The following is a 23,234-nucleotide window of genomic DNA, read 5'->3' on the forward strand; positions in this document are numbered from 1 at the left end:
ATACGCACTACACTTAAGGCAGGAGGCGCTATGACTCAAACCCTGACATTCAATAATACCTGGCATAATGAACTGCCGGGTTTCTATACCGCACAACGTCCCGACCCGCTGACCAACAGCCGTCTTATCTGGCACAACGCCGCGCTGGCGGCGGAGCTGGGTATTCCCGAGGCGCTGTTTGCCGATCCGGATATCTGGGCCGGCGAAACGCTGCTGCCGGGCATGCAGCCGCTGGCCCAGGTCTACAGCGGCCATCAGTTTGGCGTCTGGGCCGGGCAGCTTGGCGACGGGCGCGGCATTCTGCTCGGCGAGCAGCAGCTTGCTGACGGGCGCAAAATGGACTGGCATCTGAAGGGGGCTGGCCTGACGCCGTACTCCCGCATGGGCGACGGCAGGGCGGTGGTGCGCTCCACGGTGCGCGAGTATCTCGCCAGCGAGGCGATGCACTATCTCGGCATTCCCACCACCCGCGCCCTGAGCATCGTTACCAGCGATACCCCGGTGCGGCGTGAAACCCCGGAGCGCGGCGCGATGCTGATACGCATTGCCGAAAGCCATCTGCGCTTTGGTCACTTCGAGCACTGGTACTATCGGCGCGAGCCGGAGAAGGTGCAGCAGCTGGCGGACTACGCCATCGCCCATCACTGGCCGCAGCTGGCCAGTGAAGCTGACCGCTACGTGCTGTGGTTTAACGATGTGGTGGATCGCACCGCGTCGCTCATTGCTCACTGGCAGGCGGTCGGGTTCGCGCACGGCGTGATGAACACCGACAACATGTCGCTGCTCGGTCTGACCATCGATTATGGTCCCTACGGTTTTCTTGACGATTATCAGCCGGACTACATCTGCAACCACTCCGACTATCAGGGCCGTTACGCCTTCAACAACCAGCCGGCGGTGGCGCTGTGGAACCTGCAACGCCTGGCCCAGACGCTGTCGCCGTTTATTGACGTTGAGGCGCTGAATGCCGCGCTGGATCGCTACCAGCCCGCGCTGATGCGCGCTTACGGCAAGCTGATGCGCAGCAAGCTCGGGTTCTACACCGAGCAGCAGGAGGACAATGTGCTACTGAACGGCCTGACCGACCTGATGGCGCGTGAAGGCAGTGACTGGACGCGCACCTTCCGCCTGCTCAGCGTTACCGAACAGGCCAGCAGCGCCTCGCCGCTGCGCGATGAGTTTATCGACCGCGCCGGCTTCGACAGCTGGTTTGCTGACTACCGCGCGCGTCTGGCCCGTGATGGGGTGGAGGACAGCGAGCGCCAGCAGCGCATGAAGCGCACCAACCCCGCCGTGGTGCTGCGCAACTGGCTGGCCCAGCGCGCTATTGCCGGGGCCGAGCTGGATGACACCACCGAACTGGCCGCGCTGCTCGAGGTTCTGCAAAACCCCTGGGCCGATCGCGATGACGACTTCTCTCAGCGTCCGCCGGACTGGGGCAAGCGTCTGGAAGTGAGCTGCTCCAGCTGATCACCAGCGCAGCATTACCTGCGGCACGTTCCGTTCCGGATGCGAGGCGATCGTCACCTCCGCCTGGTACCAGTGCCGCAGGGTCTCTTCCTGCAGCACCTCCTGCGGCGTGCCCTGTGTCACCACCTGCCCGCCGTGCATCAACACCATCCGATCCGCCCACAGTGCTGCCAGATTCAGATCGTGCAGCACCACGCAGACGTGCAGCCGCTGCGCCACCAGCCGTTTCAGCAGGCGTAATATCTGCTGCTGGTGGTGAAGATCCAGCGCCGAGGTGGGTTCATCAAGAAACAACCAGCCCTGCGGTCCGTCGCTCTGCCAGAGCTGGGCCAGCGCCCGGGCGAGCTGTACCCGCTGCTGTTCCCCGCCGGAAAGCGAGCGAAAATCGCGACCGCGCAGGGTATCGCACCCGGTGAGGGCCATGATGTGCGCGAGAATTGCCCGATCGGGTACACCACCCCAGGGGGCGCGACCCATGGCGATGATCTCCTCCACCGGCCAGGGGAAGGCGATGTCGCTCTGCTGGCGCATCAGCGCCCGGGTGCGCGACAGTGCCGCCTGCGGCCACTCTGTCAGAGGGCGTCCCTCCAGCAGCCGTTCGCCGCTGTCCGGCGTCAGTCCACCCGCCAGCAGGCGCAGCAGGGTGGATTTCCCCGCGCCGTTGGGGCCGATCAGCGCCACCATTTCGCCGGGGGCCAGCGTCAGTGACAGGTCGTCAATCAGCTGGCGTTCACCCCGGCGGTAGCACAGGTGACGGGCCACCAGGTTAGCCGACATGCATACCTCCATAGCGGCGGAAGATCAGCCACAGGAACCACGGTGCGCCCACCAGACTGGTGAGCAGGCCGGCAGGCATCTCCGCGGGCGCTACCAGGGTGCGGGCGAGGGTATCGGCCAGCACCAGCAGTATTGCGCCAGCCAGCAGCGACCCCGGCATCAGCGCCCGGTGATCCGCGCCGAGCCACAACCGCACCAGGTGCGGCACCACCAGGCCGATAAAGCCGATCACGCCGCTGACCGCCACGGACGCCGCTACCAGCAGGGCGCTGAACACCAGCAGCAGCCGACGCGTGGTTTTTACCTCCACGCCCAGGTAGTGCGCTTCTTCTTCGCCGAGCTGCAGCAGATTGAGCCGTCCGGCGAGACGGGCAATCACCAGCATCGACGGCAGGATCAGCGACGCGCAGGCGAGCAGGGTGGTCCACTGGGCCTGGCCGAGGCTGCCCATTCCCCACAGCGAGAGCTGACGCAGCTGGGCGTCGTTACTTACCCAGGAGAGCAGCCCCACCGCCGCGCCGCACAGGGCGTTGATGGCGATCCCCACCAGCAGCAGGCGGGCCAGGGTATTGCTACCGTCGCGGCTGAGGAAAAAGATGGCGGCGGTTACGGCGAGACTGCCGAGAAACGCCGCCGCCATCGGGGCATACAGCAGCAGCAGGGCCGGTAGCGAGAGCGGCAGGACGATGTACAGCCCCACCGCCAGTGCCGCACCGCTGCTGATCCCGAGCAACCCCGGGTCGGCCAGCGGATTACGAAACAGCCCCTGCATCACGCAGCCAGCCAGCGCCAGGGCAGCACCAATCAGCGCCGCCAGCAGCACGCGCGGCAGGCGAATGTTCCACCAGATCTGGCGCAGCATGGCATCGCCCTCCTGCCAGAGCAGGGTGAGCGGCAGGCGCATTGCCCCGAGGCTGGCCGCGGTCACGGACACCGCCAGCAGGGCCAGCGCCATCAGCCACAGGGCGCGCGTGGTGCTGATGACCGGTTTCACGGCAGCTGCTCCGCCGCCTGGCGCAGCGCGAGGATCGCTCCCGGCGTGCGCAGGCTGAAGCCGAGCAGGGCCATATCATCCACCAGCAGCAGCCGGTGTTGTGCGCCGGCCGGGGTTTGTACCAGCCCCGGCAGCGCCCAGACGCGGGCTGCGCCGCCGAGGGCCTGCACGCTGTCGCGACCCATAACGATCAGATCCGGTGCGCTGGCAATCACGCCCTCCTGCGAAAGTGGCTGATAGCGGCTGAAGCCCTGCATCGCATTGCGCAGCCCGGCGGCCTGAATTGCCGCGTCGGCGGCGGTCTGCTGCCCGGCACCCATCGCGGTCATGCCGCCGTGGCTCATGATAAACAGCACCTTTTTATCCAGCGGCTGCGCCGGAAGCTGCGCCAGCGCGCTATCCATCTGCGCGACCAGCGCTTTACCTGCCGCACTGGCGTTGAGCGCCCCGGCCACAACGGTGATTTTGTCGCGGATCGCCGCCAGACTGTTGTCCCCGGGCACGGTCACCACCTTCACTCCGCTCTGCGTCAGCTGGCGAAGCACCAGCGACGGCTGGGCCTGGGCGCTGGCTAATACCAGCGTCGGGCGCAGGGAGAGAATCCCTTCGGCGTTGAGCTGGCGCATATAACCCACGTCCGGCAGCCGGGTGGCGGCCTCAGGCGCAGTGCTGGTGCTGTCGCGCCCGACCAGCTGGCGGTCGGCTTTCAGGGCATATACGATCTCGGTGACGTCGCCACCGATCGTGACCAGGCGTGCTTCCCCCGCCGCAAAGAAGGGCAGCAGCAGAAGCAGCAGACTGAGCCAGGGTTTCATGCTGCCAGCCCCTTGCTGCCGAGGGTTTCGACCTGCTGACGCCAGGTGTCCTGCTCCGGCTGGCCCTCGGTGCGCTGGCCGTAAAGCTGGGCGATCTGCGTGCCGTCGGCAGCGAACAGCTCCAGGCTGGTGACGTGCCCGTCGGCGGTGGGTTTGCGCGTCACCCAGCTTTCGGCGATGCGATCCGCCAGCAGATGCAGGGTGAATTGCGGATTGAACACGTTCAGCCAGCCGCGCATCGGCGTCACGTTCTCAATCGCGCCGGTAAAGATCTGCACGCAGCCGCGGTTGCCGACAAAAATCATGATCTCATTTTTCGCTTCACTCGCGAGGGCGAGCAGCCGGGCCAGCGCGTCGTTATCCACCTGCCACGCCAGATCGTCACCCGCCATGCGGAAGGCCTGCTGACGCGTGAGGTGATGGCGCTTCAGCAGCGCGAAGAACTGGTGGACATCGGTCATGGCACGCCACTCGCGATCGATAACGGCGGCATCCGCGGTGCCCGCCGCTGCCGGGACGCTGTCGGCCGGGGCACGGGTCAGCGGGGCGTTATCTGCGGCAACAGCCTGGGCAATCAGCGTGGCCCAGGCCGCCATGTCGGTCTGCTCCGTGGCGTAGACCTTAAGCACGGCATCGCCCTGACCATCGAAGAACTGCACGCTCTGCCGCTCGCCGTGCCGGGTGGCTTCCCGCAGGTGAAACGCCGAGGCCCACTGGCCGAGGAACAGGCGCAGATCGAGGGCGCGGGGGTTGAGAATCAGCCCGGCATGGCCGTTCAGGTGCTGATTTTCAAAACGTCCCACCTGCTCGTGGACTGCATAGCCGTTACGGCAGATGCATTTGGTGTCGCCCACCGCTTCCAGCGCGCTGAGAATAGCGCGGCAGTCGTCGTGCAGGCGCGAGGCATCGTGCCCGACCCGGGCATGGGCCAGCGCCGCTTCGCTGATGTTCATCATCCCGGCGATATCGCGGGCATATTTATCGCTGTGCTGCGCTTTCAGCGTCAGCCAGGTGTCGTACAGGTGGCTCATCTCTCTCTCCTTCCCGTCAACGCCCCGCCGCAGCGGGGCACCGTGGTTACCACTGATAACTCACAAAAATCTTACCGTTGCGGCCGTTCTGCGGGATGCCCTGCGGCGACCAGTAGGCTTTATCGAAAGCGTTGCCCAGCACCAGCGTGGTGGTGAGGCCGCGCAGCTGCTGCTGGCCGTGGTAACTGACGTAGAAGTCATTCACCGCATAGCCCGGCTGTTTGCTGTAGCCGCTGCTGATATGGGTGGAGCGATCCGCAAAGGTGCCCAGCCAGCCCACCGAGAAGGCGCTCTGCGGCAGCGGAATGTCGAGCCGGCTGGTCACGGTGTCCGGATTCAGGCTGGCGATGTACTCGCCGGTGTCCTCGTCTTTCCCGCGAGTGCGGTTGTAGGCCAGGTCCAGGCTGAAAAGATCGGCGCTGTATTTTGCCATCATGTCCCAGCCCCAGATTTTCGCGTGCGGAACGTTATAAGACATGGTGGTCGCCGCCATGAAATCGACGCTGGTGGAGATGTAATCTTTGGCTTTAGTGTCGAAGTAGCTGGCTTTGAACTCCAGCGCGTCACTGGCAAGCAGCAGATCGTCGAAGCGCAGACCGAAGCCGTACTCCTGGGTTTCATTGGTTTCCGGACGCAGGTTCGGGTTCGGCACCCAGTAATTAGTGTAGAAGCTGCCGATGGAGAAGTGCTTCGCATCGTTGTACATCTCGCCCATGGTCGGGGCACGGAAGGCCTGGGCATAGGAGCCGAACAGCATCAGCCAGTCGGTGGGGGAGACGGAAATAGCGCCGCGCGATGACCACTTATCGGCATCCACATCCTCATAGCCGTCGCTGCTTCCCTTGTAGCTGTCGTAGCGGGTGCCCGCCAGCAGGGAGACCGGCAGATCGCGCAGGGTGATCTCATCCTGCAGCCAGCCGGAGCTGAAGGCGATATCGGCGTCCGGGAAGCCGGTGGTGACGCCGCCCGGCGACTGCTCCTGGCGGTAGTGCTCGCCGCCCCAGGTAATGAGGTGCGAGACCGCGCTCTGCTCAAACAGGCGGGTGCGGTTTTCCAGCTTGCCGCCGGTGGTGGTCTGCTTACGGAACTCATTGCCGTCGTCGTTGCTTTCGGCATTGATACGCACTTCCGACCAGTACAGAGTGGCTTTGGCATCCAGCCACTGTTGCCCCTGAGGTGCCAGGCGGTAGCTGAGCTGGCCATCGCGCTGGATGGTGGAGCGATCTGCCATCGGGTTACTGGCGTCTGAGGCTTCAACGCTCTGCGGGTTCTTTGGCTCCTGCGCCCGGTTGTTGTAGTAACGCAGCGAGCCGGAAAGCGACTGGGCCGGATCGAGGGTCCAGGTGCCCTTCGCCAGCCAGTTGCTGATGCTTTCATCGTTTGGCGCGTCTTCGCCCTCGCTCTGGCGGATATCGCCGCGATCGCGGCTGGACCAGGAGACGATGCCATCAAAATTATCGCTGCGGCCAAAGGCGCTGGCACCCATACCGAGGCTGCTGTCACCGGTGGCACCGCCGCCGAACACGCGGTAGCCGCTGCGCTGGCCGTCGAACAACAGATCGGCGGCGTCCACGGTTTCATAGGCAATCACGCCGCCCAGCGCGCCGCTGCCGTAGAGCAGCGCCGACGGGCCGCGCACCACTTCGATGCGCTTGATCAGCGCCGGGTCGAGGAAGGTGCTGTTCAGGTGTCCGGTGTCGGTGCCCTGGCGCACGCCGTCCACCAGCACCAGCACGCCGCGGCGGTCATAGCCGCGCAGATTGACGTCCTGGCCATTGGTGCGGCCGGTCCCGTCGAGGGTGATGCCCGGTACCGCGCGCAGCATATCGGCGGCAGACGAGGCGGTTTGCCCGGACGGGCTGGCGGCATCGATGACGCTCACCATCATCGGCGCGTCAAAAGTGCTGCGCTGATTGCCGGTGGCGGTAACGGTGATCTGGTCGCCGGAGGCCGTTTCGGCGGCGGCGGCAGGAAGGGCGCAGGATAGGGCGATAGCCAGCGCGGACAGGCGCGGGGCGGCAGTGTGCAGGTAAAGCATAACCAACTCTCCAGTGAGAAAAAGTCAGGGTTACGCTGGCTGCCTGGGAGAAGACCTGGGTGGCTGGCGACTCTATTATTTTGTGAGGATCAATTTTCCGGCTTGCGTCTGACGCAGCAGGTAGTGCTGACCGTCGTGCACGATCACCACGCGGCCCTCATCGCCTAACAGCGTTTTGCTGTCGATGGCGCGATCGGCGAGGGCGTGAGACGGTGCAGGCGTACCGCGAGCTTCAGAGTTACAGGGGTTGTCCATACGCGTCATATTGTTTACAAATGAAAATTAGTCTGACAATGATAATCATTATCAACAAAGCACTACGCAGCGGCAAGCACTATTTGTAACCGTAATGTAAAGATTATGGAGGGGCGCAGGCGCGGTAAACCACGGTGGATACAGGGAAAAGACTCCCCACCACGCGGCGGGGAGAGGCGATCAGAAGCGGCTTTCTACTGCGTCAGCCAGCATCGCCACCAGGGTTTCGGTGTCGTCCCAGCTCAGGCACGGATCGGTGATTGACTGCCCGTAAACCAGCGGTTTACCGGCTTCAATCTTCTGGGTGCCTTCTTTCAGGAAGCTTTCCGCCATGATCCCGGCCACGGCGCGGGAGCCGTTGCGGATCTGCTGGCAGATGTCTTCGCAGACGTCCAGCTGACGGCGGTGCTGCTTCTGGCAGTTGCCGTGGCTGAAGTCCACCACCAGGTGCTGGGGCAGGTCGAACTCGCCCAGCGCATCGCAGGCGGCACTCAGATCCTGAGCGTGATAGTTCGGGGTTTTGCCGCCGCGCATGATGATATGCCCGTACGGGTTGCCGCTGGTCTGGTAGATGGTCATCTGGCCGGTTTTATCCGGGGAGAGGAACATGTGGCTGGCGCGCGCAGCGCGGATGGCGTCCACCGCAATGCGGGTATTGCCGTCGGTGCCGTTTTTAAAGCCGACCGGGCAGGAGAGCGCCGAGGCCATTTCGCGGTGGATCTGGCTTTCGGTGGTGCGCGCCCCGATAGCGCCCCAGGAGATAAGATCGGCGGTGTACTGCCCGGTGACCATATCCAGGAACTCGGTAGCGGTTGGCACGCCCAGCTCGTTGACCTGCAGCAGCAGGCGACGCGCGCGCTCAAGCCCGTCGTTAACGCGGTAGCTGCCGTTAAGATCCGGGTCGGAAATCAGGCCTTTCCAGCCCACCACGGTGCGCGGTTTTTCAAAGTAGGTGCGCATCACCAGCTCAAGGCGGTGGGAATACTTCTCGCGCAGGGTCTGCAGGCGGCGGGCATAGTCCATCGCTGCATCAAGATCGTGAATCGAGCAGGGGCCGATAATCACCAGCAGGCGCGGATCTTCGCCCTTGAGGATATTTTCAACGTGGCGGCGGGAGGTCAGGACATGCTCCGCTATGGTCGCAGAGACCGGGAAGCGCTGCGCCAGTTCGCCTGGGGTGACCAGACTCCCGATACGTGCCGTGCGCAGTTCGTCAGTTTTCGTCATGGGATTTCTCAAAAAGTGTTGCTCTCGCGGCATCGTGCCGGAAAGTGATGGGCATCACGATAAACCAATTCATACTGAATTCAACCCTGGAAAGGGTGTCACTTACCGCGTCAGAGCAACCATTCTAGCGATTATCGCGCCATTGTACTAGCCTGTTAGTACATGCGGCGACTTAGTCCCATAATGTCGAGAATTTTGGTGGCAATCTCTTCTACCGAATAATTTGTACTGTTGAGGTAGGGGATCTGGTTCTTGCGATACAGAGCTTCCACCTCCGCCACCTCCATCCGGCACTGACGCAGCGAGGCGTAGCGGCTGTTCTCCCGTCGCTCTTCACGGATCGCCGCCAGCCGCTCCGGGTTGATGGTCAGCCCGAACAGCTTGTGCTGCAGCGGTTTCAGGGCCGCCGGCAGGCCAAGGTTGTCCATGTCGTCGGCAATAAAGGGGTAGTTGGCGGCGCGAACCCCAAACTGCATCGCCAGGTAGAGGCTGGTGGGGGTTTTGCCGCAGCGCGATACGCCCAGCAGGATCACCTGCGCCTGATCGAGGTTGCGCATTGAGATGCCGTCGTCGTGCGCCAGGGTGTAGTCAATCGCGGCGATACGGGCGTCGTATTTGATGAGATTGCCGGGATTCAGACCGTGAGTACGGTGCGCCACCGGGGTAGGGTCGAGCTTCATCTCCTCCTGCAACGGGGCCACCAGCGCCTGGACAATATCCTGACAAAATCCTTCGCTCTGCAAAATGATCTGGCGAATTTCCGGGATAACGATGGAGTAGAACACCAGTGGACGCTGCCCGGTCTGCTGGTAGAGCGCATCGATCTGCTCTTTAACGGCCCGGGCACGGCTTTCGTTTTCGACAAACGGCAGGGTAATACTGTTGATCGCCACCGGAAATTGCGACATCACTGCATGGCCTAATACTTCTGCCGTAATGGCCGTTCCGTCTGAAATATAAAACACATGGCGATCAACCGCATTTTCCATTTTTTCTTCCTGAGGCAAGGGACAAATTTCTGAAAGCTTAATTTAAAACCCGAACGTCCGGCATGGCACTTATCTCATTTTTTAAAATGATATGGTGTTTTTATTTTTAATGAAATGCAGGGTTCATTTTTAATTGATTGCCGCTACGCCGTGTTTTGTAAGCGCTTTCAAGGTAATCAACGAGTTAAGTAATAATCAGATTAGGTCGAAAAAATAAAAAAGTGCAGTTGCTTGAACGATTCACCGTTTTTCCCGCCCGGTTAATTATGCCAGGCTAAATGCGTTGTCAGGTCTTTCTTATACCCGTTCATTTATTACCGCGCCTCCTGCACCTGTCGGGGATAAACCCCAGTGCGCCGGAGACTGGTATGGCAAAAAAGGATTGTTTCGATGTCCAATAATGGCTCTGCACCACTGGTTCTCTGGTATAACCAACTCGGCATGAATGATGTGGACAGAGTGGGGGGAAAAAATGCCTCACTCGGTGAGATGATTACCAACCTGTCCGACGCAGGCGTCTCGGTACCGGGTGGTTTTGCGACCACGGCGGAGGCGTTTAACCTGTTTCTCGATCAGAGCGGCGTAAACCAGCGTATTTACGAACTGCTCGATAAAACCGATATCGATGACGTCAGCGAACTGGCAAAAGCCGGGGCGCAGATCCGTCAGTGGATCGTGGATACCCCGTTCCAGCCCGAGCTGGAAAACGCCATTCGCGAGGCGTACAACACGCTCTCGGCGGATGACAGCGAGGCGTCCTTCGCGGTGCGCTCTTCGGCCACCGCCGAAGATATGCCGGACGCCTCCTTTGCCGGGCAGCAGGAAACCTTCCTTAACGTGCAGGGCATTGATGCGGTGATGGTGGCGGTGAAGCACGTTTATGCTTCGCTGTTTAACGACCGCGCCATCTCCTACCGCGTACACCAGGGCTACGATCACCGTGGTGTGGCACTCTCGGCAGGCGTTCAGCGCATGGTGCGCTCCGACCTTGCCGCCTCCGGCGTGCTGTTCTCCATCGATACCGAATCCGGCTTCGACCAGGTGGTGTTCATCACCGCCGCTTACGGACTGGGCGAGATGGTGGTGCAGGGCGCGGTAAACCCGGATGAGTTCTACGTCCACAAACCGGGCCTGGCCGCCGGTAAACCGGCCATTGTGCGCCGCACCATGGGGTCGAAAAAGATCCGCATGGTGTACGCCCCGACTCAGGAGCATGGCAAGCAGGTGCGCATTGAGGAAGTCCCCCAGGCCGATCGCGATCGTTTCTGTATCACCCCGGAAGAGGTGCAGGAGCTGGCGAAGCAGGCGGTGATCATCGAGAAACATTATGGTCGCCCGATGGATATCGAGTGGGCAAAAGATGGCCACACCGGCAAGCTCTATATTGTCCAGGCGCGCCCGGAAACCGTGCGCTCTCGCGGCCAGGTCATGGAGCGCTATACCCTGCACAGCCAGGGCAAAATTATCGCTGAAGGCCGTGCCATCGGGCACCGCATCGGGGCGGGCACCGTAAAGGTCATCCACGACATCGCCGAGATGCATCGCATTGAAGCCGGCGACGTGCTGGTAACCGACATGACCGACCCGGACTGGGAGCCGATCATGAAGAAGGCCTCGGCGATCGTCACCAACCGCGGCGGGCGTACCTGTCACGCGGCGATTATCGCCCGCGAGCTGGGTATCCCGGCGGTGGTCGGTTGCGGTGATGCCACCGAGCGTATGCAGGATGGCCAGCAGGTTACCGTCTCCTGTGCCGAAGGGGATACCGGCTACGTTTACGCCGAGCTGCTGGACTTCAGCGTGAAAAGCTCCAGCGTCGATACCATGCCGGACCTGCCGCTCAAGGTGATGATGAACGTCGGTAACCCGGACCGCGCGTTTGACTTCGCCTGTCTGCCGAACGAAGGCGTCGGCCTGGCGCGGCTGGAATTTATCATCAACCGCATGATCGGGGTGCACCCGCGCGCGCTGCTGGAGTTCGACCAGCAGGAGGCGAAGCTGCAGAACGAGATCCGCGAGATGATGAAGGGCTACGACGATCCGGTGGAATTCTACGTCGGGCGTCTGACCGAAGGGATCGCTACCCTCGGCGCGGCCTTCTGGCCGAAGCGCGTGATCGTGCGTCTCTCTGACTTTAAGTCCAATGAATACGCCAACCTGGTAGGCGGCGAACGCTACGAGCCGGAAGAGGAAAACCCGATGCTCGGCTTCCGCGGCGCGGGCCGTTACGTGGCCGACAGCTTCCGCGACTGCTTCGCCCTTGAGTGCCAGGCCGTCAAGCGCGTGCGCAATGAAATGGGGCTGAGCAATGTCGAAATCATGATCCCGTTCGTGCGCACCGTGGATCAGGCGAAAGCGGTGGTGGACGAGTTGGCGCGCCAGGGGCTGAAGCGTGGCGAAGATGGCTTGAAAATCATCATGATGTGCGAAATCCCGTCTAACGCCCTGCTGGCGGAGCAGTTCCTGGAGTACTTTGACGGCTTCTCTATCGGGTCCAACGACATGACCCAGCTGGCGCTCGGGCTCGATCGCGACTCCGGCGTGGTATCCGAGCTGTTTGACGAGCGCAACGACGCGGTAAAAGCGCTGCTCTCTATGGCGATCCGCGCAGCGAAGCAGCAGGGGAAATACGTGGGTATCTGCGGCCAGGGGCCATCGGATCACGAGGACTTTGCTGCCTGGCTGATGGAGGAGGGCATTGACAGCCTGTCGCTCAACCCCGATACCGTGGTGCAAACCTGGCTCAGCCTCGCCGAGCTGAATAAATAACAGCAAGCCCCTCTACGGAGGGGTTTTTTATTTCCCCGGCGCGAAATATGCTGTCACATTCCGTAAGCGAAATTAACGACTCAATGTCAGGTCGCGGTTTTCAGGATAAAAAAAAGCCCATCGTGGGAGATGGGCAAAGACTACACACAGCAATTCGTTGTTTCACTCAGGGGATTTCCATGCATATAAATCAAGGTATTGATTTATAACCATGACCTAATAGTAGCCACCGTCACCTTGAGGCGTCGATCGGATTCCTCTCATTAGTTTAAGAAAGATAAATAATCTGCGAGGCGGGAGAAATTAATCATGGCGTACCGGGCGGAACAAAGCGAAATTACTTAATTAAATGATTAGCAGCGCTAAACAATAAGGCGGGTTTCCCCGCCTGTTATTTATTTTGCTGTCTGTTGCTCGTCAGCGACGTTTTCGATTACCTCATCAACCGGCTTATGCGGTGCGGGGCTCTCCTGCACCCAGGCATAGAACAGACGCCAGGAGACGGCCAGCACTACCGGGCCGATAAACAGGCCAATCATGCCAAAGGCAATCAGGCCGCCGATGACTCCGGAGAGGATCAGCACCATCGGCAGGTCAGCACCCATACGGATCAGTACCGGACGGATCACGTTATCCAGCGTACCCACCACGCAGCTCCAGACCAGCAGCACCGTGCCCCAGGTGGTATCCCCGCTCCAGTAGAGCCAGATAATGCACGGGATCAGCACCGGCAACGGGCCGAGCTGTACCAGGCAGGAGAGCACCATCACCACCGTCAGGATGGTGGCGTACTGAATGCCGGCGATGGCGATACCGACGCCGCCGAGAATGCCCTGCACCAGCGCCGTGACCACCACGCCGAGCGCAACCGCGCGGATCGCCTGAGCCGCCAGCACCACTGCCGCATCGCCGCGGCTGGAGGCCAGGCGGGTGGCGAAGTGGCGGAAGCCCTGGGCTACGCGCTCGCCGCGCCAGTAGAGCAGGGCAGAAAACAGCAGCATCAGCGCACAGTGCATCATAAAGCGGCCAATGTGCGCCGCCTGGCCGATAAACCAGGTGGTGGTGGTGCCGATATAGGGGCGCAGCTTCGCCATAATAGCACTGCCGCCGCTGTCCACCAGGTTATGCCAGCCGGCGTAGAGCTTCGCGCCCACCATCGGTACGCTGTTGAGCCAGGCTAAATCCGGAAGTGTCATTTGCCCGGAGGAGAGCCAGTGCACCAGCGGCGCGCTGTTGTCCACCAGGCTGTTCACCAGCAGGGCCACCGGGATCACCAGCAGCAGGATTAGCAGCAGCGTCATCACCAGCACCGCCAGCGAGCGGCGGCCCCAGAGGATCTGCTGCAGGCGCAGCATCAGCGGCCAGGTGGCGATCACCACCGTGCCGGCCCAGGCGAAGCCGAGAATAAACGGCTGCACAATCCACACGCAGGCGATAATCATCACCGAAAGAAACAGGACGGACAGCAAAATCTGTGGCACATCCATGGGCTGTCTGAGTTTTACCATAAACACCGTTACCTTATTAACAATCGCCAGACCCTGGCGAGAAGAGAGTCGCCGACAATGATTCATTATTTCAGCGGTTTTTGACAGTGCGATTCTGCCGCTATTTCAGGTGGGCGTATAAGAAAAAAATGTGATACAACCATCGGTGCACAACGCAAACGATAACTTCGAACCTTTACGGCGGCTTACGCGCCATTCTGGCTCAGCGCTGCGCCAGCGGTGGCGAGAATAACGATACAACGTCAGGTCAGGTTTTAACTCTCAACACACTTCGTCAGGCAGGGTCACAGGCTAATGATCCCACAGATTTCTCAGGCACCGGGCTTAGTTCAACTGGTGCTCAACTTTTTGCAGGCGCTGGAGCAGCAGGGATTCACCGGCGACACCGCCACCAGCTACGCCGACCGGCTTACCATGGCGACGGACAACAGCGTTTATCAGCTGCTGCCGGACGCCATTCTTTTCCCCCGTTCCACCGCCGATGTGGCGCTGATTGCCCGCATTGCCGGCGAGGCGCGTTTTGCCTCACTGGTCTTCACGCCGCGCGGCGGCGGCACCGGCACCAACGGCCAGGCGCTCAACCGCGGCATCATCGTCGATATGTCGCGCTATATGAACCGCATCCTTGAGATCAACATCGAACAGGGCTGGGTGCGGGTTGAGGCCGGGGTGATTAAGGATCAGCTCAACCAGTATCTTAAGCCGTTCGGCTACTTCTTCTCGCCGGAGCTCTCTACCAGCAACCGCGCCACCCTCGGCGGCATGATCAACACTGATGCCTCGGGGCAGGGGTCGCTGGTGTATGGCAAAACCTCGGATCACGTGCTTGGCCTGCGCGCCGTGCTGGCCGGGGGCGATATTCTCGATACTCAGGCAATGCCGGTGGCGCTGGCGGAAGTGCTGGGCCGCGAAGCCACCACCGTTGGCCGCATCTATAAAACCGTGCTGGAGCGCTGTCGCGACAATCGCCAGCTGATCCTCGATAAATTCCCGAAGCTCAACCGCTTCCTCACCGGGTACGATCTGCGGCACGTGTTCAACGACGAAATGACCGAGTTCGACCTGACGCGCATTCTCACCGGCTCCGAAGGCACGCTGGCGTTTATCACCGAGGCGAAACTTGATATTACTCCGCTACCGAAGGTGCGGCGGCTGGTCAACGTCAAGTATGACTCCTTCGACTCGGCGCTGCGCAACGCCCCGTTTATGGTTGAGGCGCGGGCGCTGTCGGTGGAAACCGTGGATTCGAAGGTGCTCAACCTGGCGCGGGAGGACATCGTCTGGCATTCGGTGAAAGAGTTGATTACCGATGTGCCGGATAAAACGATGCTCGGTCTTAATATTGTTGAATTCGCCGGGGATGACGAGGCGCTGATTGATGGCCAGGTGGCGAGCCTGTGTGGCCGCCTCGACGCGCTGATGGTGTCGGGCCAGGCGGGCGTCATCGGCTGGCAGCTGTGCAGCGAGCTGGCGGGCATCGAGCGCATCTATGCGATGCGTAAAAAAGCGGTGGGCCTGCTCGGGAATGCCAAAGGGCTGGCGAAACCGATCCCGTTTGCCGAAGATACCTGCGTGCCGCCGGAGCAGCTGGCGGATTACATCGTGGAATTCCGCGCCCTGCTCGACAGTCACGGTCTGAGCTACGGCATGTTCGGCCATGTGGATGCGGGCGTGCTGCACGTGCGTCCGGCGCTGGATATGTGCGACCCGCAGCAGGAGATCCTGATGAAGCGTATCTCCGACGAGGTTGTCGCACTGACCGCCAGATATGGCGGCCTGCTGTGGGGCGAGCACGGGAAAGGCTTCCGCGCTGAATACAGCCCGGCCTTTTTCGGCAGCGAGCTGTACCACGAACTGCGCCTGATTAAAGCCGCATTCGACCCGGATAACCGACTGAACCCCGGCAAAATCTGCCCACCGGCAGGGCTGGACAGACCGATGATGCAGGTGGACGACGTGAAGCGCGGCACCTTCGACCGGCAGATCCCGCTGGCGGTGCGTACCTCCTGGCGCGGGGCGATGGAGTGCAACGGCAACGGCCTGTGCTTTAACTTCGACGTCAACAGCCCGATGTGCCCGTCGATGAAAATCACCCGGGAACGCATTCACTCCCCGAAAGGGCGCGCCACGCTGGTGCGCGAGTGGCTGCGCCTGCTGGCGGATCGCGGCGTTGACCCGCTGAAGCTGGAGAAAGCCCTGCCGGAAAAACGCGCCAGCCTGCGCTCCCTGATTGAGCGCAGCCGCAACTCGTGGCATGCCCGTAAAGGCGAGTACGACTTCTCTCACGAAGTGAAAGAGGCGATGTCCGGCTGTCTGGCCTGCAAAGCCTGCTCCACCCAGTGCCCGATTAAAATCGACGTGCCGGAGTTCCGCTCGCGCTTTTTACAGCTCTACCACACCCGCTACCTGCGCCCTGTGCGCGATCATCTGGTCGCCAGCGTTGAGAGCTACGCGCCGCTGATGGCCCACGCGCCGAAAACCTTTAACTTCTTCCTGCGCCAGCCGTGGCTGCGTCGCCTCTCAGAGAAACATATCGGGATGGTCGATCTGCCGCTGCTCTCCACCCCGACGCTGCAGCAGCAGCTGGTTGGCCATGCCTGGACGAACACCACGCTGGAACAGCTGGAGAAGCTTGGCGTGGAGGAGAAAGCGAAAACCGTGCTGGTGGTGCAGGACCCGTTCACCAGCTACTACGATGCGCAGGTGGTGGTGGACTTTGTGCGTCTGGCGGAGAAGCTCGGCTTCAATCCGGTAGTGCTGCCGTTTTCCCCCAACGGTAAAGCGCAGCACATCAAAGGTTTCCTGCAGCGCTTCGCCCGCACCGCGCAAAAAACGGCGGAGTTTCTTACCCGCGTGGCGCGCACCGGTATTCCGCTGGTGGGCGTCGATCCGGCGCTGGTGCTGTGTTACCGCGACGAGTACAAGCAGACGCTCGGTGAGGCGCGTGGCGACTTCCACGTTCAGCTGGTGCACGAGTGGCTGGCGGGCGCACTGCCCGCTCCGCAGCCGGGAAGCGTGAGCGGCGAGTCCTGGTATCTGTTCGGGCACTGCACCGAGATGACCGCGCTGCCCGCCACCGGCAGCCAGTGGGCCGCTATCTTTGCCCGCTTCGGCGCAAAGCTTGAGAGCGTCAGCGTCGGCTGCTGCGGCATGGCGGGCACCTACGGACACGAAGTAAAAAATCACGCCCGATCCCTCGGTATCTACGAACTCTCATGGCACCCGGCGATTGCACGTCTGCCGCGCAATCGCTGCCTGGCGACCGGCTACTCGTGCCGCAGCCAGGTGAAGCGCATTGAGGGGAGTGGGGTGCGTCATCCGTTACAGGCGCTGCTGGAGATCATTGGCTGATGTGGAAACGACCTGCCACCCTTGAGGCGCTCAACGCCATGACCGCCGGGAACATGACCGGCCTGCTTGATATCCGATTTGTTTATCTCGACGACGCGCGGCTGGAGGCGACCATGCCGGTGGACAGCCGCACTCATCAGCCTTTCGGCCTGCTGCACGGCGGCGCATCGGTGGTGCTGGCAGAGACGCTGGGGTCGGTGGCGGGATATCTCTGCACTGAAGGCGACCAGAGCGTGGTCGGGCTGGAAGTGAATGCCAATCATATCCGCAGCGTGCGCAGCGGCCTGGTGCGCGGCGTCTGTCGGGCGGTGCACGTGGGCCGGCGTCACCAGGTGTGGCAGATAGAGATCGTTGATGAGCAGGGCAGGTTATGCTGCACGTCACGGCTGACCACGGCGGTGGTGTAGTGCCTTCGGCGACAAAATAAAAATAAATAAACGCAGCGCTGTTAAAAATTAATGTTATTCAGCGCTGCGTTTATTTTTACCTATCCTCGGAAGCGCGCATTTTTTTCACCTATTAAAAACGTGTAAACGTAAAGAAAAGCAAAGTCGAATGAGATAAATCTCTAAGGATAAATAAAGCTTGCGCCGAAAAGTTAAACATGCGCTAATGATGGTGTCGGTTTGATTGACAGACACATCTCAGCATTTCATTAAAGCAGTCCTCATCTTTACGTATCCACGATACCTCTTCCTTTGAGTCTCCACTTTATGCTCTGATTCACGCTGTTCTCAGACCATTTACGCCCGAAAGGCACAAAGAAAAGGATAAAAAATATGTCTGGTAAAATGACTGGTTCCGTAAAATGGTTCAACCCGGAAAAAGGCTTCGGCTTTATTTCTCCCGAGGACGGCAGCAAAGACGTGTTCGTACACTTCTCCGCTATCCAGAGTGATGATTTCCGTACCCTGTACGAAGATCAAAAAGTTGAGTTTTCAGTTGAGAACGGCCCCAAAGGCCCGTCAGCTGTTAACGTGGTTGCGCTCTAAGGACAACACTATCACTGATCAAATTCATTTCAGATGTCCATGCTGTCACGGTTCACAATACCGAACCTCAGCCTTCGACGTCACAGAAAATAATCCGTTTGGTGCAAAATGTATTTTTTGTAAGTCAGCGATGACGACTTTCGATAACATTGCCCACCTGATTCAGAAAAGCTATTCAGCGTCTGAGTTCCGGAAATAAAATAAATAGATAAAGCCTCGCAGCGATGCGGGGCTTTATTTTTTCCGCCCCCTTTTTTATTAACCATTATGCCCCCATGTCATTAATGACAGCACGACATCGGTTACGCTGGGGATATATTCCGGAACGGTGGGATGTGCTGACGGCGTTGGGTATACCAGCGCGTGAAAATACGAGGCGGAAGACTGCTTCATATGAAAGGTAAAAGTTCAGCCGGCGTTATGCTGCTGAATACCCGGAGGTAATGTGGACAATGAAACGGAAATACCTTGTGCGGTAAAAATGCTCATTGGCAGTGCGGTAACGCATCTGCTGATGCCCCAGGGGGCGGTGAGAGTGCAGGATATCATCCATGTGCTGCATCAGCTCAGCCTGACGGATGACGATCCTGCATCCTGTCACCATGCTATTCGCCTGCTGAAGGCGAAAATGCATTAAGCCCCGCGTCGGGTGACGCGAGGCGATAGCCTTATGCGTCGTCAGGGGTTCTGCCGACGACGATTTCCAGCGTACTGCGCAACACATCCAGATGAACCACATCGGTGGTGCTTTCCATTTCGGCGATGAGATACAGAATGATGGCTTTATTGGTCACTTTCCGCTCGTCGGCAAGAATGTTGCGGATCACCGCACCCAGCACCTCTGACTCCTGGGCCAGCTGATCGCCTGCGCTTTTGAAAAACGAAACGATCTCTTTTTCTGAAGAATTTTGCTGCATAGTATTTGCTCTGCGAAAAGAATAAGTCTTTAGCCGTCCGGCATCAGCTGAGCCTGAAGATCCTGCTCAAAACACAATGCCCGGGGAACCTCTGCCCCGGTTACGACCCGATAAAATTACGCGCTTAGTGCTTTTTTGTCCCGGCAGGCGGCGCATCGCCATCGAACATTGCGCCTCTGCCCTCCTTATCACGGCTGCCCGGCAGGCGCTTACCGCGTTTCGCAGGGACCCCACGGCGCACTTCAGCAATGGCACTCTTAATGACCTCCTGACGCAGGGCATCATTTTCACCTGCGGCCATCACTTCAAGCCGGGCGATGAGTGACGCGCTGCTGATGGGCGCATTGTCATTGAGTAACGCCAGCACGGCCTCGCCGATAATATGGTCTGCTAATTTATCTTTATCACTTTCGTACATAACAACTTCTCTGATTACATTTTGCCTGGCAGATCGGTTAACCGCGCCGGACACGCACCCGTAAGGGCGCAGTGGGACTTAATCGCGTAGCGTGAGAACATCACTCCCGGTAAGCCCATCCTGAATGTCGCGCATCAACAAATCAGGTGCAATCATGGGCGCCATACCTGCGGGTATTAGCGCTGGAACATCATTCCGACGAGCTCTCTGTAATGAGCATCCTGTTCCGGAGTACAGGCCATCTCAAGTCGGTACATGAGCTTTGCACAAATCGCCCTGCGGCTGAGCCTTTTGCCTTCGCGTAACAGCTCAACCACCACTTCTCCCAGCGTCTCCTGCTGCGACAGATTAACGGCTTTACTGAAATAACGTGAGATGTCGCTGGCAGAGTCCGACCTCGAACCGTACCGATGCATGATTTCACCCTTAAATGATTAAGTCAGGATTACATTTAAAAAGTAAAAATTAACGAAATTCAGAAAAGTTGTACAGGATTGATCATAGCGTACAGGTAAGTTTTTTTTAGCAATTCGTGCTAAGTGAGGCGTGGAGCAGATAAAGGGGGGGGAGAAACCGGTTACGCGAACAGGACTCTCTGAATGTCATCCGTGACATCAAGGTAAACACCAGCAAATCGCGTTAGCGTCAGCTTTTAGTTCGTGGACGTTGTTCCAGGGTAACAACGTTATCTCGTTCGGCATGATGTTCGGCTTCATCATGGCCCATAATGTCCCAGTTAAGCGCAGCGATATGCTGGCTACCCAACTCGCGAAAGGTATTCAGCCAGTCGCAGGCTTCATAAATCGCGGCCTGACGTTCGGGTGAGGTGGTGCGATGCGCCATCAAACCCAGCTGCCTGACCAGTGCTGCTACGTCAATTTCCTGTTCATTAAGCGCCAGGTACATGGCCGCTTCACCAATAATAACCCTGGTTTTCTCATCGTTATTAAAATACAAGCATCCTCCTGTAATATTTTACCCATGTGCAGAAGCTATAATTTCTCATTATTCAGGTTTGTACAACGGCCCGAACAGAAGAAAACAGGGATAGAGCGGCTGTCAACCATAACAAATTGATAACATGGCAATTTTAAAGTTGAAATTATGTTTTACAATATATTTCGTAAGGTCATTTCAGCGTAACGGCATACGCTAATAGCACATCGCGACGCTTGGATTATGCAGCTGGGCGCGAAACAAGAAATAAACGCAGCGTGAAAACGCCAGGCCAGAGAAATAGCATGGCCGGAACGAGCCGGCCATAAAATAGCGTATAGTGGTTACCGAAGTTCAGGCCAGGCAACCGGGGGCAATGCACCCAAAGCTGGTGCTGCGAAAAGAGCGCCCTGGAAGCTGGAAATACCTGCCACTTCCAGCCACATCCACTCTTCGGGTTGTTCAACACCCTCAGCCGTCACGGCGATTTCCAGTGCGGTACAGCACTTGATGATCGCCAGTACGATGGCCTGTTTCGGGCCGCTTTTATGCACATCGCGAATGATGTTGCGATCGATTTTAATCCGGTCCGGCTGTACCCGCGTGAGCATCAACAGGCCCGCCGAGCCGGCACCGAAATTATCAATCGCCAGACCAATTCCCGCCGCCTTAAGCTGGCGTACCGCCTGTTCGAAGTCGTCACCCCGGGAAACCACATCGCTTTCCATCACTTCCACTACCACCTGCTGTGGGACCAGACCGTTTTCATCAATCGCGCGCAGCAGAAAATCGATGGCATCAGGCACCTTAACCAGCGACATCGGCAGCAGGTTAATCGACAGCGTCAGGCCGTCGATGCCGAGGCTGCTGGCCTGGGCAAACGCCAGCGCTTTGGCATTGAGATCGGTTTCATACATCCCATGAGGGGACAAAGTAGCGAAGAACTCCTTCAGGCTGCTGCCATTCGGGCCACGCATTTTAGCTTCCACCGACACCACTTCACGGGCCATCGGATCAACGATGGGCTGAAACGCAAAACTGTACTCATCGGCGTGTGGCAGGGCAGAAACAGGCTGCGGAGCGGACTGCTCATCGGGCAGGAACACCCAGTGGTCGGCAGGCAGTACTTCGAAATAGTTTTTCTTCTCTGTGGCTTCAACGAAGGTCCGTAAAAACTGTAGCGCGCGGTCATCGTAGGTCAGCTGATAGCGGGATGTGCCGCGATCGAGCACCGACTGCAACACGGAAAACTCCTCATGCGCCCGCAGATCGAACAACTCCATACCGGCATTGCCAAACCGGCGCGCCGGAGCGTGATCGCGCATCAGTTCCACCACATTATGGTGCTTTGCATCGGCACAGATGCGGTTATAAACGGCGTTTACCCCGTCTTCCGGCCCTTCCAGCAGCTGAAAAAAGTGGGTGCCGTTGAACAACAAAATGCCCGTGACGTCATAGGACGCGTTGCGTTCGCTGGCTTTATGGACCATGTTTTCCAGCGTTTTCAGCGTGACGTCATCGGAAATGTGACTGCGGTAGAGAAGGGTAGTCAGCATAACGAGGTTCCGGTTTGGCGAATGTGGCCGGTACTGTAGCAGATACCCCGCGGGGGATGTCCAGCAATGTCCTGTTCATATCAATGAATTAAGACAACTCATTTCTGAGCTGTATCAGTTACGCCACAGAGTCTGTAGGATAATGCGGTGCCTGAAGACGGGTGTCACTTTGGACGGTGAGATGATAGCTTGAATGTCCGTCCAGTAATAAACGGAGGAGAACGTTTGGATCATGAGAAACCCAACATTCCCGAAGAAGCCCTTGCTGCAGTAGGTTACGCCGTATCCCAGCTTATCAGGGCTGGTAAACCGGTACATATGCATGACATCACGGCGCGGTTACAGGAGCTGGTAGAACAGACAACTGACGAGACCCAGAAACGTTCGCTGTTGCATGCGGTCCGGATAATTGCCGCAAAAATGAACTAGCCGGGTGAGCAGATGAAACCAGAGCCGCAGGGTGCAACGGCTCCGGGTAAAATCATTCAGATATGCAGATCGTCCGGCGTGTGGCTCACCACCAGCTCCAGCGTCTGACGCAAAATATCCTGCTGTACGACATCATCTGTGCACTCCAGCTGTTTAATCAGATGGATGATGATGGCCTTGTTAGTAACCTGACCCTGATGCGCAGCAAGATGGCGGATAGTTGCCCCGAGAACCTCGGTTTCACTGGTATACAAATCGCCCGCGTTCATGAAGTGCTGAAGAATAGCGGGGTGGACAAATTGCTGCTGCATGTATCAGATCCTGTAAGACGGTAAACGATGGCAGTTTAATGCTTGTCGTCTTCCGGCGTGTCGTCGTGGTTGAAGAGATAGTGCACGTTTTCGCCATTGTGCACCTGCTGTGTGTCACTGTTTGATGAGGCATTGTGGCTATTGCGAATTTCAGCAATCGCCCACTCGCAGGCCTGTCGGCGTGCTTCGCTCTGCTCATTTGCTGCCAGCATATGTAAGCGCGTAATCAGCACGCTGGCGGAAACGGTGCTGCCATCATGTAACAGCGAAAGGACGGCTTCACCCATCATGATGTCCGTCAATTTTTGTACTGTATCTCTGTTCATATCTGATTCTCTGGAAGTCAGTTTGCCCTGCTGTTCGTTTCTCGGGGCAGGGGTGGAATGCGTGCTGCAAATTCCGGGCTGGCTTCAGATGAAGAGGCTCAGAGATGAAAGCTGGCACGTCGCGA

Annotated in this window: 24 protein-coding genes and 1 other RNA gene; 8 read left to right on the forward strand and 17 right to left on the reverse strand. The window is 59.0% G+C overall.

Annotated features, from left to right (window positions below):
* Window positions 1-30: 30 nt before the first annotated feature.
* Window positions 31-1,470 (forward strand): protein adenylyltransferase SelO, encoded by a 1,440-nt coding sequence (selO, locus tag ET34_RS0112020; protein ID WP_031522366.1) that lies wholly within the window; start codon window positions 31-33, stop codon window positions 1,468-1,470.
* On the opposite strand, the gene ET34_RS0112025 is transcribed toward selO, so the two are convergent.
* The 8 genes from ET34_RS0112025 to ppsR form a co-directional block, all read right to left on the reverse strand.
* Complete coding sequence (locus tag ET34_RS0112025) at window positions 1,471-2,247, reverse strand: heme ABC transporter ATP-binding protein (protein ID WP_031522368.1); 777 nt, start codon at window positions 2,245-2,247, stop codon at window positions 1,471-1,473. It abuts the gene before it with no gap.
* The gene (locus ET34_RS0112030) at window positions 2,237-3,202 is read right to left on the reverse strand and encodes a FecCD family ABC transporter permease (RefSeq protein WP_152548392.1); all 966 of its coding nucleotides are present in this window, start codon (window positions 3,200-3,202) and stop codon (window positions 2,237-2,239) included. Before ET34_RS0112030 ends, ET34_RS0112025 begins: the two co-directional genes overlap by 11 nt.
* Before the next feature lie 35 nt (window positions 3,203-3,237).
* A complete protein-coding gene (locus tag ET34_RS0112035) occupies window positions 3,238-4,056 on the reverse strand; it encodes a heme/hemin ABC transporter substrate-binding protein (RefSeq protein WP_031522371.1) in 819 nt (272 codons plus the stop codon).
* Complete coding sequence (locus ET34_RS0112040) at window positions 4,053-5,087, reverse strand: hemin-degrading factor (RefSeq protein WP_031522374.1); 1,035 nt, start codon at window positions 5,085-5,087, stop codon at window positions 4,053-4,055. Before ET34_RS0112040 ends, ET34_RS0112035 begins: the two co-directional genes overlap by 4 nt.
* Window positions 5,088-5,133: 46 nt before the next feature.
* Window positions 5,134-7,125: a TonB-dependent hemoglobin/transferrin/lactoferrin family receptor gene (locus tag ET34_RS0112045; RefSeq protein ID WP_031522376.1), complete on the reverse strand. Its 1,992-nt coding sequence runs from the start codon at window positions 7,123-7,125 to the stop codon at window positions 5,134-5,136.
* A gap of 75 nt (window positions 7,126-7,200) precedes the next feature.
* Window positions 7,201-7,389 (reverse strand): hemin uptake protein HemP, encoded by a 189-nt coding sequence (gene hemP, locus ET34_RS0112050; protein ID WP_031522377.1) that lies wholly within the window; start codon window positions 7,387-7,389, stop codon window positions 7,201-7,203.
* Between the two features lie 171 nt (window positions 7,390-7,560).
* Window positions 7,561-8,607: a 3-deoxy-7-phosphoheptulonate synthase gene (locus ET34_RS0112055; protein WP_031522378.1), complete on the reverse strand. Its 1,047-nt coding sequence runs from the start codon at window positions 8,605-8,607 to the stop codon at window positions 7,561-7,563.
* Window positions 8,608-8,762: 155 nt separating this feature from the next.
* A complete protein-coding gene (gene ppsR, locus ET34_RS0112060) occupies window positions 8,763-9,596 on the reverse strand; it encodes a posphoenolpyruvate synthetase regulatory kinase/phosphorylase PpsR (RefSeq protein ID WP_031522382.1) in 834 nt (277 codons plus the stop codon).
* A 390-nt stretch (window positions 9,597-9,986) separates the two neighbouring features.
* Here ppsR and ppsA point away from each other — a divergent pair, with 390 nt between their 5' ends.
* Window positions 9,987-12,365 carry a phosphoenolpyruvate synthase gene (gene ppsA, locus ET34_RS0112065; RefSeq protein WP_031522384.1) on the forward strand — a complete coding sequence of 793 codons (2,379 nt, stop codon included), beginning with the start codon at window positions 9,987-9,989 and terminating at the stop codon, window positions 12,363-12,365.
* A 105-nt stretch (window positions 12,366-12,470) separates the two neighbouring features.
* Here ppsA and rprA read toward each other — a convergent pair.
* Together rprA and ydiK are read right to left on the reverse strand one after the other, a co-directional pair.
* An RNA gene (gene rprA / locus ET34_RS21865) (antisense sRNA RprA) lies at window positions 12,471-12,578 on the reverse strand.
* Between the two features lie 182 nt (window positions 12,579-12,760).
* Window positions 12,761-13,873 carry an AI-2E family transporter YdiK gene (gene ydiK, locus ET34_RS0112070; protein WP_031522387.1) on the reverse strand — a complete coding sequence of 371 codons (1,113 nt, stop codon included), beginning with the start codon at window positions 13,871-13,873 and terminating at the stop codon, window positions 12,761-12,763.
* A gap of 294 nt (window positions 13,874-14,167) precedes the next feature.
* On the opposite strand from ydiK, the gene ydiJ reads away from it, so the two are divergent.
* From ydiJ to ET34_RS22555, 5 genes are all read left to right on the forward strand, one after another.
* On the forward strand, window positions 14,168-17,224 hold the full coding sequence (ydiJ, locus tag ET34_RS0112075) for a D-2-hydroxyglutarate dehydrogenase YdiJ (protein WP_031522390.1): 3,057 nt from the start codon (window positions 14,168-14,170) through the stop codon (window positions 17,222-17,224).
* Window positions 17,221-17,631: a 1,4-dihydroxy-2-naphthoyl-CoA hydrolase gene (gene menI, locus ET34_RS0112080; protein WP_031522392.1), complete on the forward strand. Its 411-nt coding sequence runs from the start codon at window positions 17,221-17,223 to the stop codon at window positions 17,629-17,631. The genes ydiJ and menI overlap by 4 nt, the downstream gene beginning before the upstream one ends.
* Before the next feature lie 372 nt (window positions 17,632-18,003).
* On the forward strand, window positions 18,004-18,216 hold the full coding sequence (cspE, locus tag ET34_RS0112085) for a transcription antiterminator/RNA stability regulator CspE (protein ID WP_031522393.1): 213 nt from the start codon (window positions 18,004-18,006) through the stop codon (window positions 18,214-18,216).
* A gap of 10 nt (window positions 18,217-18,226) precedes the next feature.
* Window positions 18,227-18,415 (forward strand): cold shock small protein YmcF, encoded by a 189-nt coding sequence (gene ymcF, locus ET34_RS21870; RefSeq protein ID WP_072002025.1) that lies wholly within the window; start codon window positions 18,227-18,229, stop codon window positions 18,413-18,415.
* 246 nt (window positions 18,416-18,661) lie between these two features.
* A complete protein-coding gene (locus tag ET34_RS22555; protein WP_152548391.1) occupies window positions 18,662-18,853 on the forward strand; it encodes a hypothetical protein in 192 nt (63 codons plus the stop codon).
* A gap of 31 nt (window positions 18,854-18,884) precedes the next feature.
* Here ET34_RS22555 and ET34_RS0112095 read toward each other — a convergent pair whose 3' ends face one another.
* The 5 genes from ET34_RS0112095 to ET34_RS0112115 all read right to left on the reverse strand — a co-directional run bounded on the left by ET34_RS0112095 (window position 18,885) and on the right by ET34_RS0112115 (window position 22,043).
* A complete protein-coding gene (locus ET34_RS0112095; RefSeq protein WP_031522395.1) occupies window positions 18,885-19,133 on the reverse strand; it encodes a biofilm/acid-resistance regulator YmgB/AriR in 249 nt (82 codons plus the stop codon).
* Between the two features lie 124 nt (window positions 19,134-19,257).
* Window positions 19,258-19,551 carry a hypothetical protein gene (locus tag ET34_RS0112100; RefSeq protein ID WP_031522396.1) on the reverse strand — a complete coding sequence of 98 codons (294 nt, stop codon included), beginning with the start codon at window positions 19,549-19,551 and terminating at the stop codon, window positions 19,258-19,260.
* Window positions 19,552-19,727: 176 nt separating this feature from the next.
* The gene (ycgZ, locus tag ET34_RS22965; protein WP_031522397.1) at window positions 19,728-19,967 is read right to left on the reverse strand and encodes a regulatory protein YcgZ; all 240 of its coding nucleotides are present in this window, start codon (window positions 19,965-19,967) and stop codon (window positions 19,728-19,730) included.
* Between the two features lie 229 nt (window positions 19,968-20,196).
* Window positions 20,197-20,508, reverse strand: a complete 312-nt coding sequence (locus ET34_RS0112110) for a hypothetical protein (RefSeq protein WP_051640528.1) — start codon at window positions 20,506-20,508, stop codon at window positions 20,197-20,199.
* A gap of 323 nt (window positions 20,509-20,831) precedes the next feature.
* Entirely contained in the window at window positions 20,832-22,043 is a 1,212-nt protein-coding gene (locus ET34_RS0112115; RefSeq protein WP_031522399.1) for a diguanylate phosphodiesterase, read from the reverse strand.
* A 225-nt stretch (window positions 22,044-22,268) separates the two neighbouring features.
* Between ET34_RS0112115 and ET34_RS22765 the strand changes: the two genes are divergently transcribed.
* Complete coding sequence (locus tag ET34_RS22765) at window positions 22,269-22,472, forward strand: hypothetical protein (RefSeq protein ID WP_031522400.1); 204 nt, start codon at window positions 22,269-22,271, stop codon at window positions 22,470-22,472.
* A 56-nt stretch (window positions 22,473-22,528) separates the two neighbouring features.
* Here ET34_RS22765 and ET34_RS0112125 read toward each other — a convergent pair whose 3' ends face one another.
* Together ET34_RS0112125 and ET34_RS0112130 are read right to left on the reverse strand one after the other, a co-directional pair.
* A complete protein-coding gene (locus ET34_RS0112125; protein ID WP_031522402.1) occupies window positions 22,529-22,783 on the reverse strand; it encodes a biofilm/acid-resistance regulator YmgB/AriR in 255 nt (84 codons plus the stop codon).
* 35 nt (window positions 22,784-22,818) lie between these two features.
* Window positions 22,819-23,109 carry a hypothetical protein gene (locus ET34_RS0112130; protein ID WP_031522403.1) on the reverse strand — a complete coding sequence of 97 codons (291 nt, stop codon included), beginning with the start codon at window positions 23,107-23,109 and terminating at the stop codon, window positions 22,819-22,821.
* Window positions 23,110-23,234 lie beyond the last annotated feature (125 nt).

Origin of the sequence: Siccibacter colletis, from assembly GCF_000696575.1 — a bacterium.
GTDB classification, from domain to species: domain Bacteria; phylum Pseudomonadota; class Gammaproteobacteria; order Enterobacterales; family Enterobacteriaceae; genus Siccibacter; species Siccibacter colletis.

What these genes read in the sequence shown, in the direction of transcription:
- ET34_RS0112055 (WP_031522378.1), bottom strand. Translation starts at nt 8,607, where the DNA reads ATGACGAAAACTGACGAACTGCGCACGGCACGTATCGGGAGTCTGGTC.
- ET34_RS0112045 (WP_031522376.1), bottom strand. Translation starts at nt 7,125, where the DNA reads ATGCTTTACCTGCACACTGCCGCCCCGCGCCTGTCCGCGCTGGCTATC.
- hemP (WP_031522377.1), bottom strand. Translation starts at nt 7,389, where the DNA reads ATGACGCGTATGGACAACCCCTGTAACTCTGAAGCTCGCGGTACGCCT.
- ET34_RS0112130 (WP_031522403.1), bottom strand. Translation starts at nt 23,109, where the DNA reads ATGAACAGAGATACAGTACAAAAATTGACGGACATCATGATGGGTGAA.
- ET34_RS0112035 (WP_031522371.1), bottom strand. Translation starts at nt 4,056, where the DNA reads ATGAAACCCTGGCTCAGTCTGCTGCTTCTGCTGCTGCCCTTCTTTGCG.
- ydiJ (WP_031522390.1), top strand. Translation starts at nt 14,168, where the DNA reads ATGATCCCACAGATTTCTCAGGCACCGGGCTTAGTTCAACTGGTGCTC.
- ydiK (WP_031522387.1), bottom strand. Translation starts at nt 13,873, where the DNA reads ATGGTAAAACTCAGACAGCCCATGGATGTGCCACAGATTTTGCTGTCC.
- ppsA (WP_031522384.1), top strand. Translation starts at nt 9,987, where the DNA reads ATGTCCAATAATGGCTCTGCACCACTGGTTCTCTGGTATAACCAACTC.
- ET34_RS0112100 (WP_031522396.1), bottom strand. Translation starts at nt 19,551, where the DNA reads ATGTACGAAAGTGATAAAGATAAATTAGCAGACCATATTATCGGCGAG.
- selO (WP_031522366.1), top strand. Translation starts at nt 31, where the DNA reads ATGACTCAAACCCTGACATTCAATAATACCTGGCATAATGAACTGCCG.
- ET34_RS0112030 (WP_152548392.1), bottom strand. Translation starts at nt 3,202, where the DNA reads ATGGCGCTGGCCCTGCTGGCGGTGTCCGTGACCGCGGCCAGCCTCGGG.
- ET34_RS0112125 (WP_031522402.1), bottom strand. Translation starts at nt 22,783, where the DNA reads ATGCAGCAGCAATTTGTCCACCCCGCTATTCTTCAGCACTTCATGAAC.
- ET34_RS0112025 (WP_031522368.1), bottom strand. Translation starts at nt 2,247, where the DNA reads ATGTCGGCTAACCTGGTGGCCCGTCACCTGTGCTACCGCCGGGGTGAA.
- ppsR (WP_031522382.1), bottom strand. Translation starts at nt 9,596, where the DNA reads ATGGAAAATGCGGTTGATCGCCATGTGTTTTATATTTCAGACGGAACG.
- ET34_RS0112040 (WP_031522374.1), bottom strand. Translation starts at nt 5,087, where the DNA reads ATGAGCCACCTGTACGACACCTGGCTGACGCTGAAAGCGCAGCACAGC.
- cspE (WP_031522393.1), top strand. Translation starts at nt 18,004, where the DNA reads ATGTCTGGTAAAATGACTGGTTCCGTAAAATGGTTCAACCCGGAAAAA.
- ET34_RS0112095 (WP_031522395.1), bottom strand. Translation starts at nt 19,133, where the DNA reads ATGCAGCAAAATTCTTCAGAAAAAGAGATCGTTTCGTTTTTCAAAAGC.
- ycgZ (WP_031522397.1), bottom strand. Translation starts at nt 19,967, where the DNA reads ATGCATCGGTACGGTTCGAGGTCGGACTCTGCCAGCGACATCTCACGT.
- ET34_RS0112115 (WP_031522399.1), bottom strand. Translation starts at nt 22,043, where the DNA reads ATGCTGACTACCCTTCTCTACCGCAGTCACATTTCCGATGACGTCACG.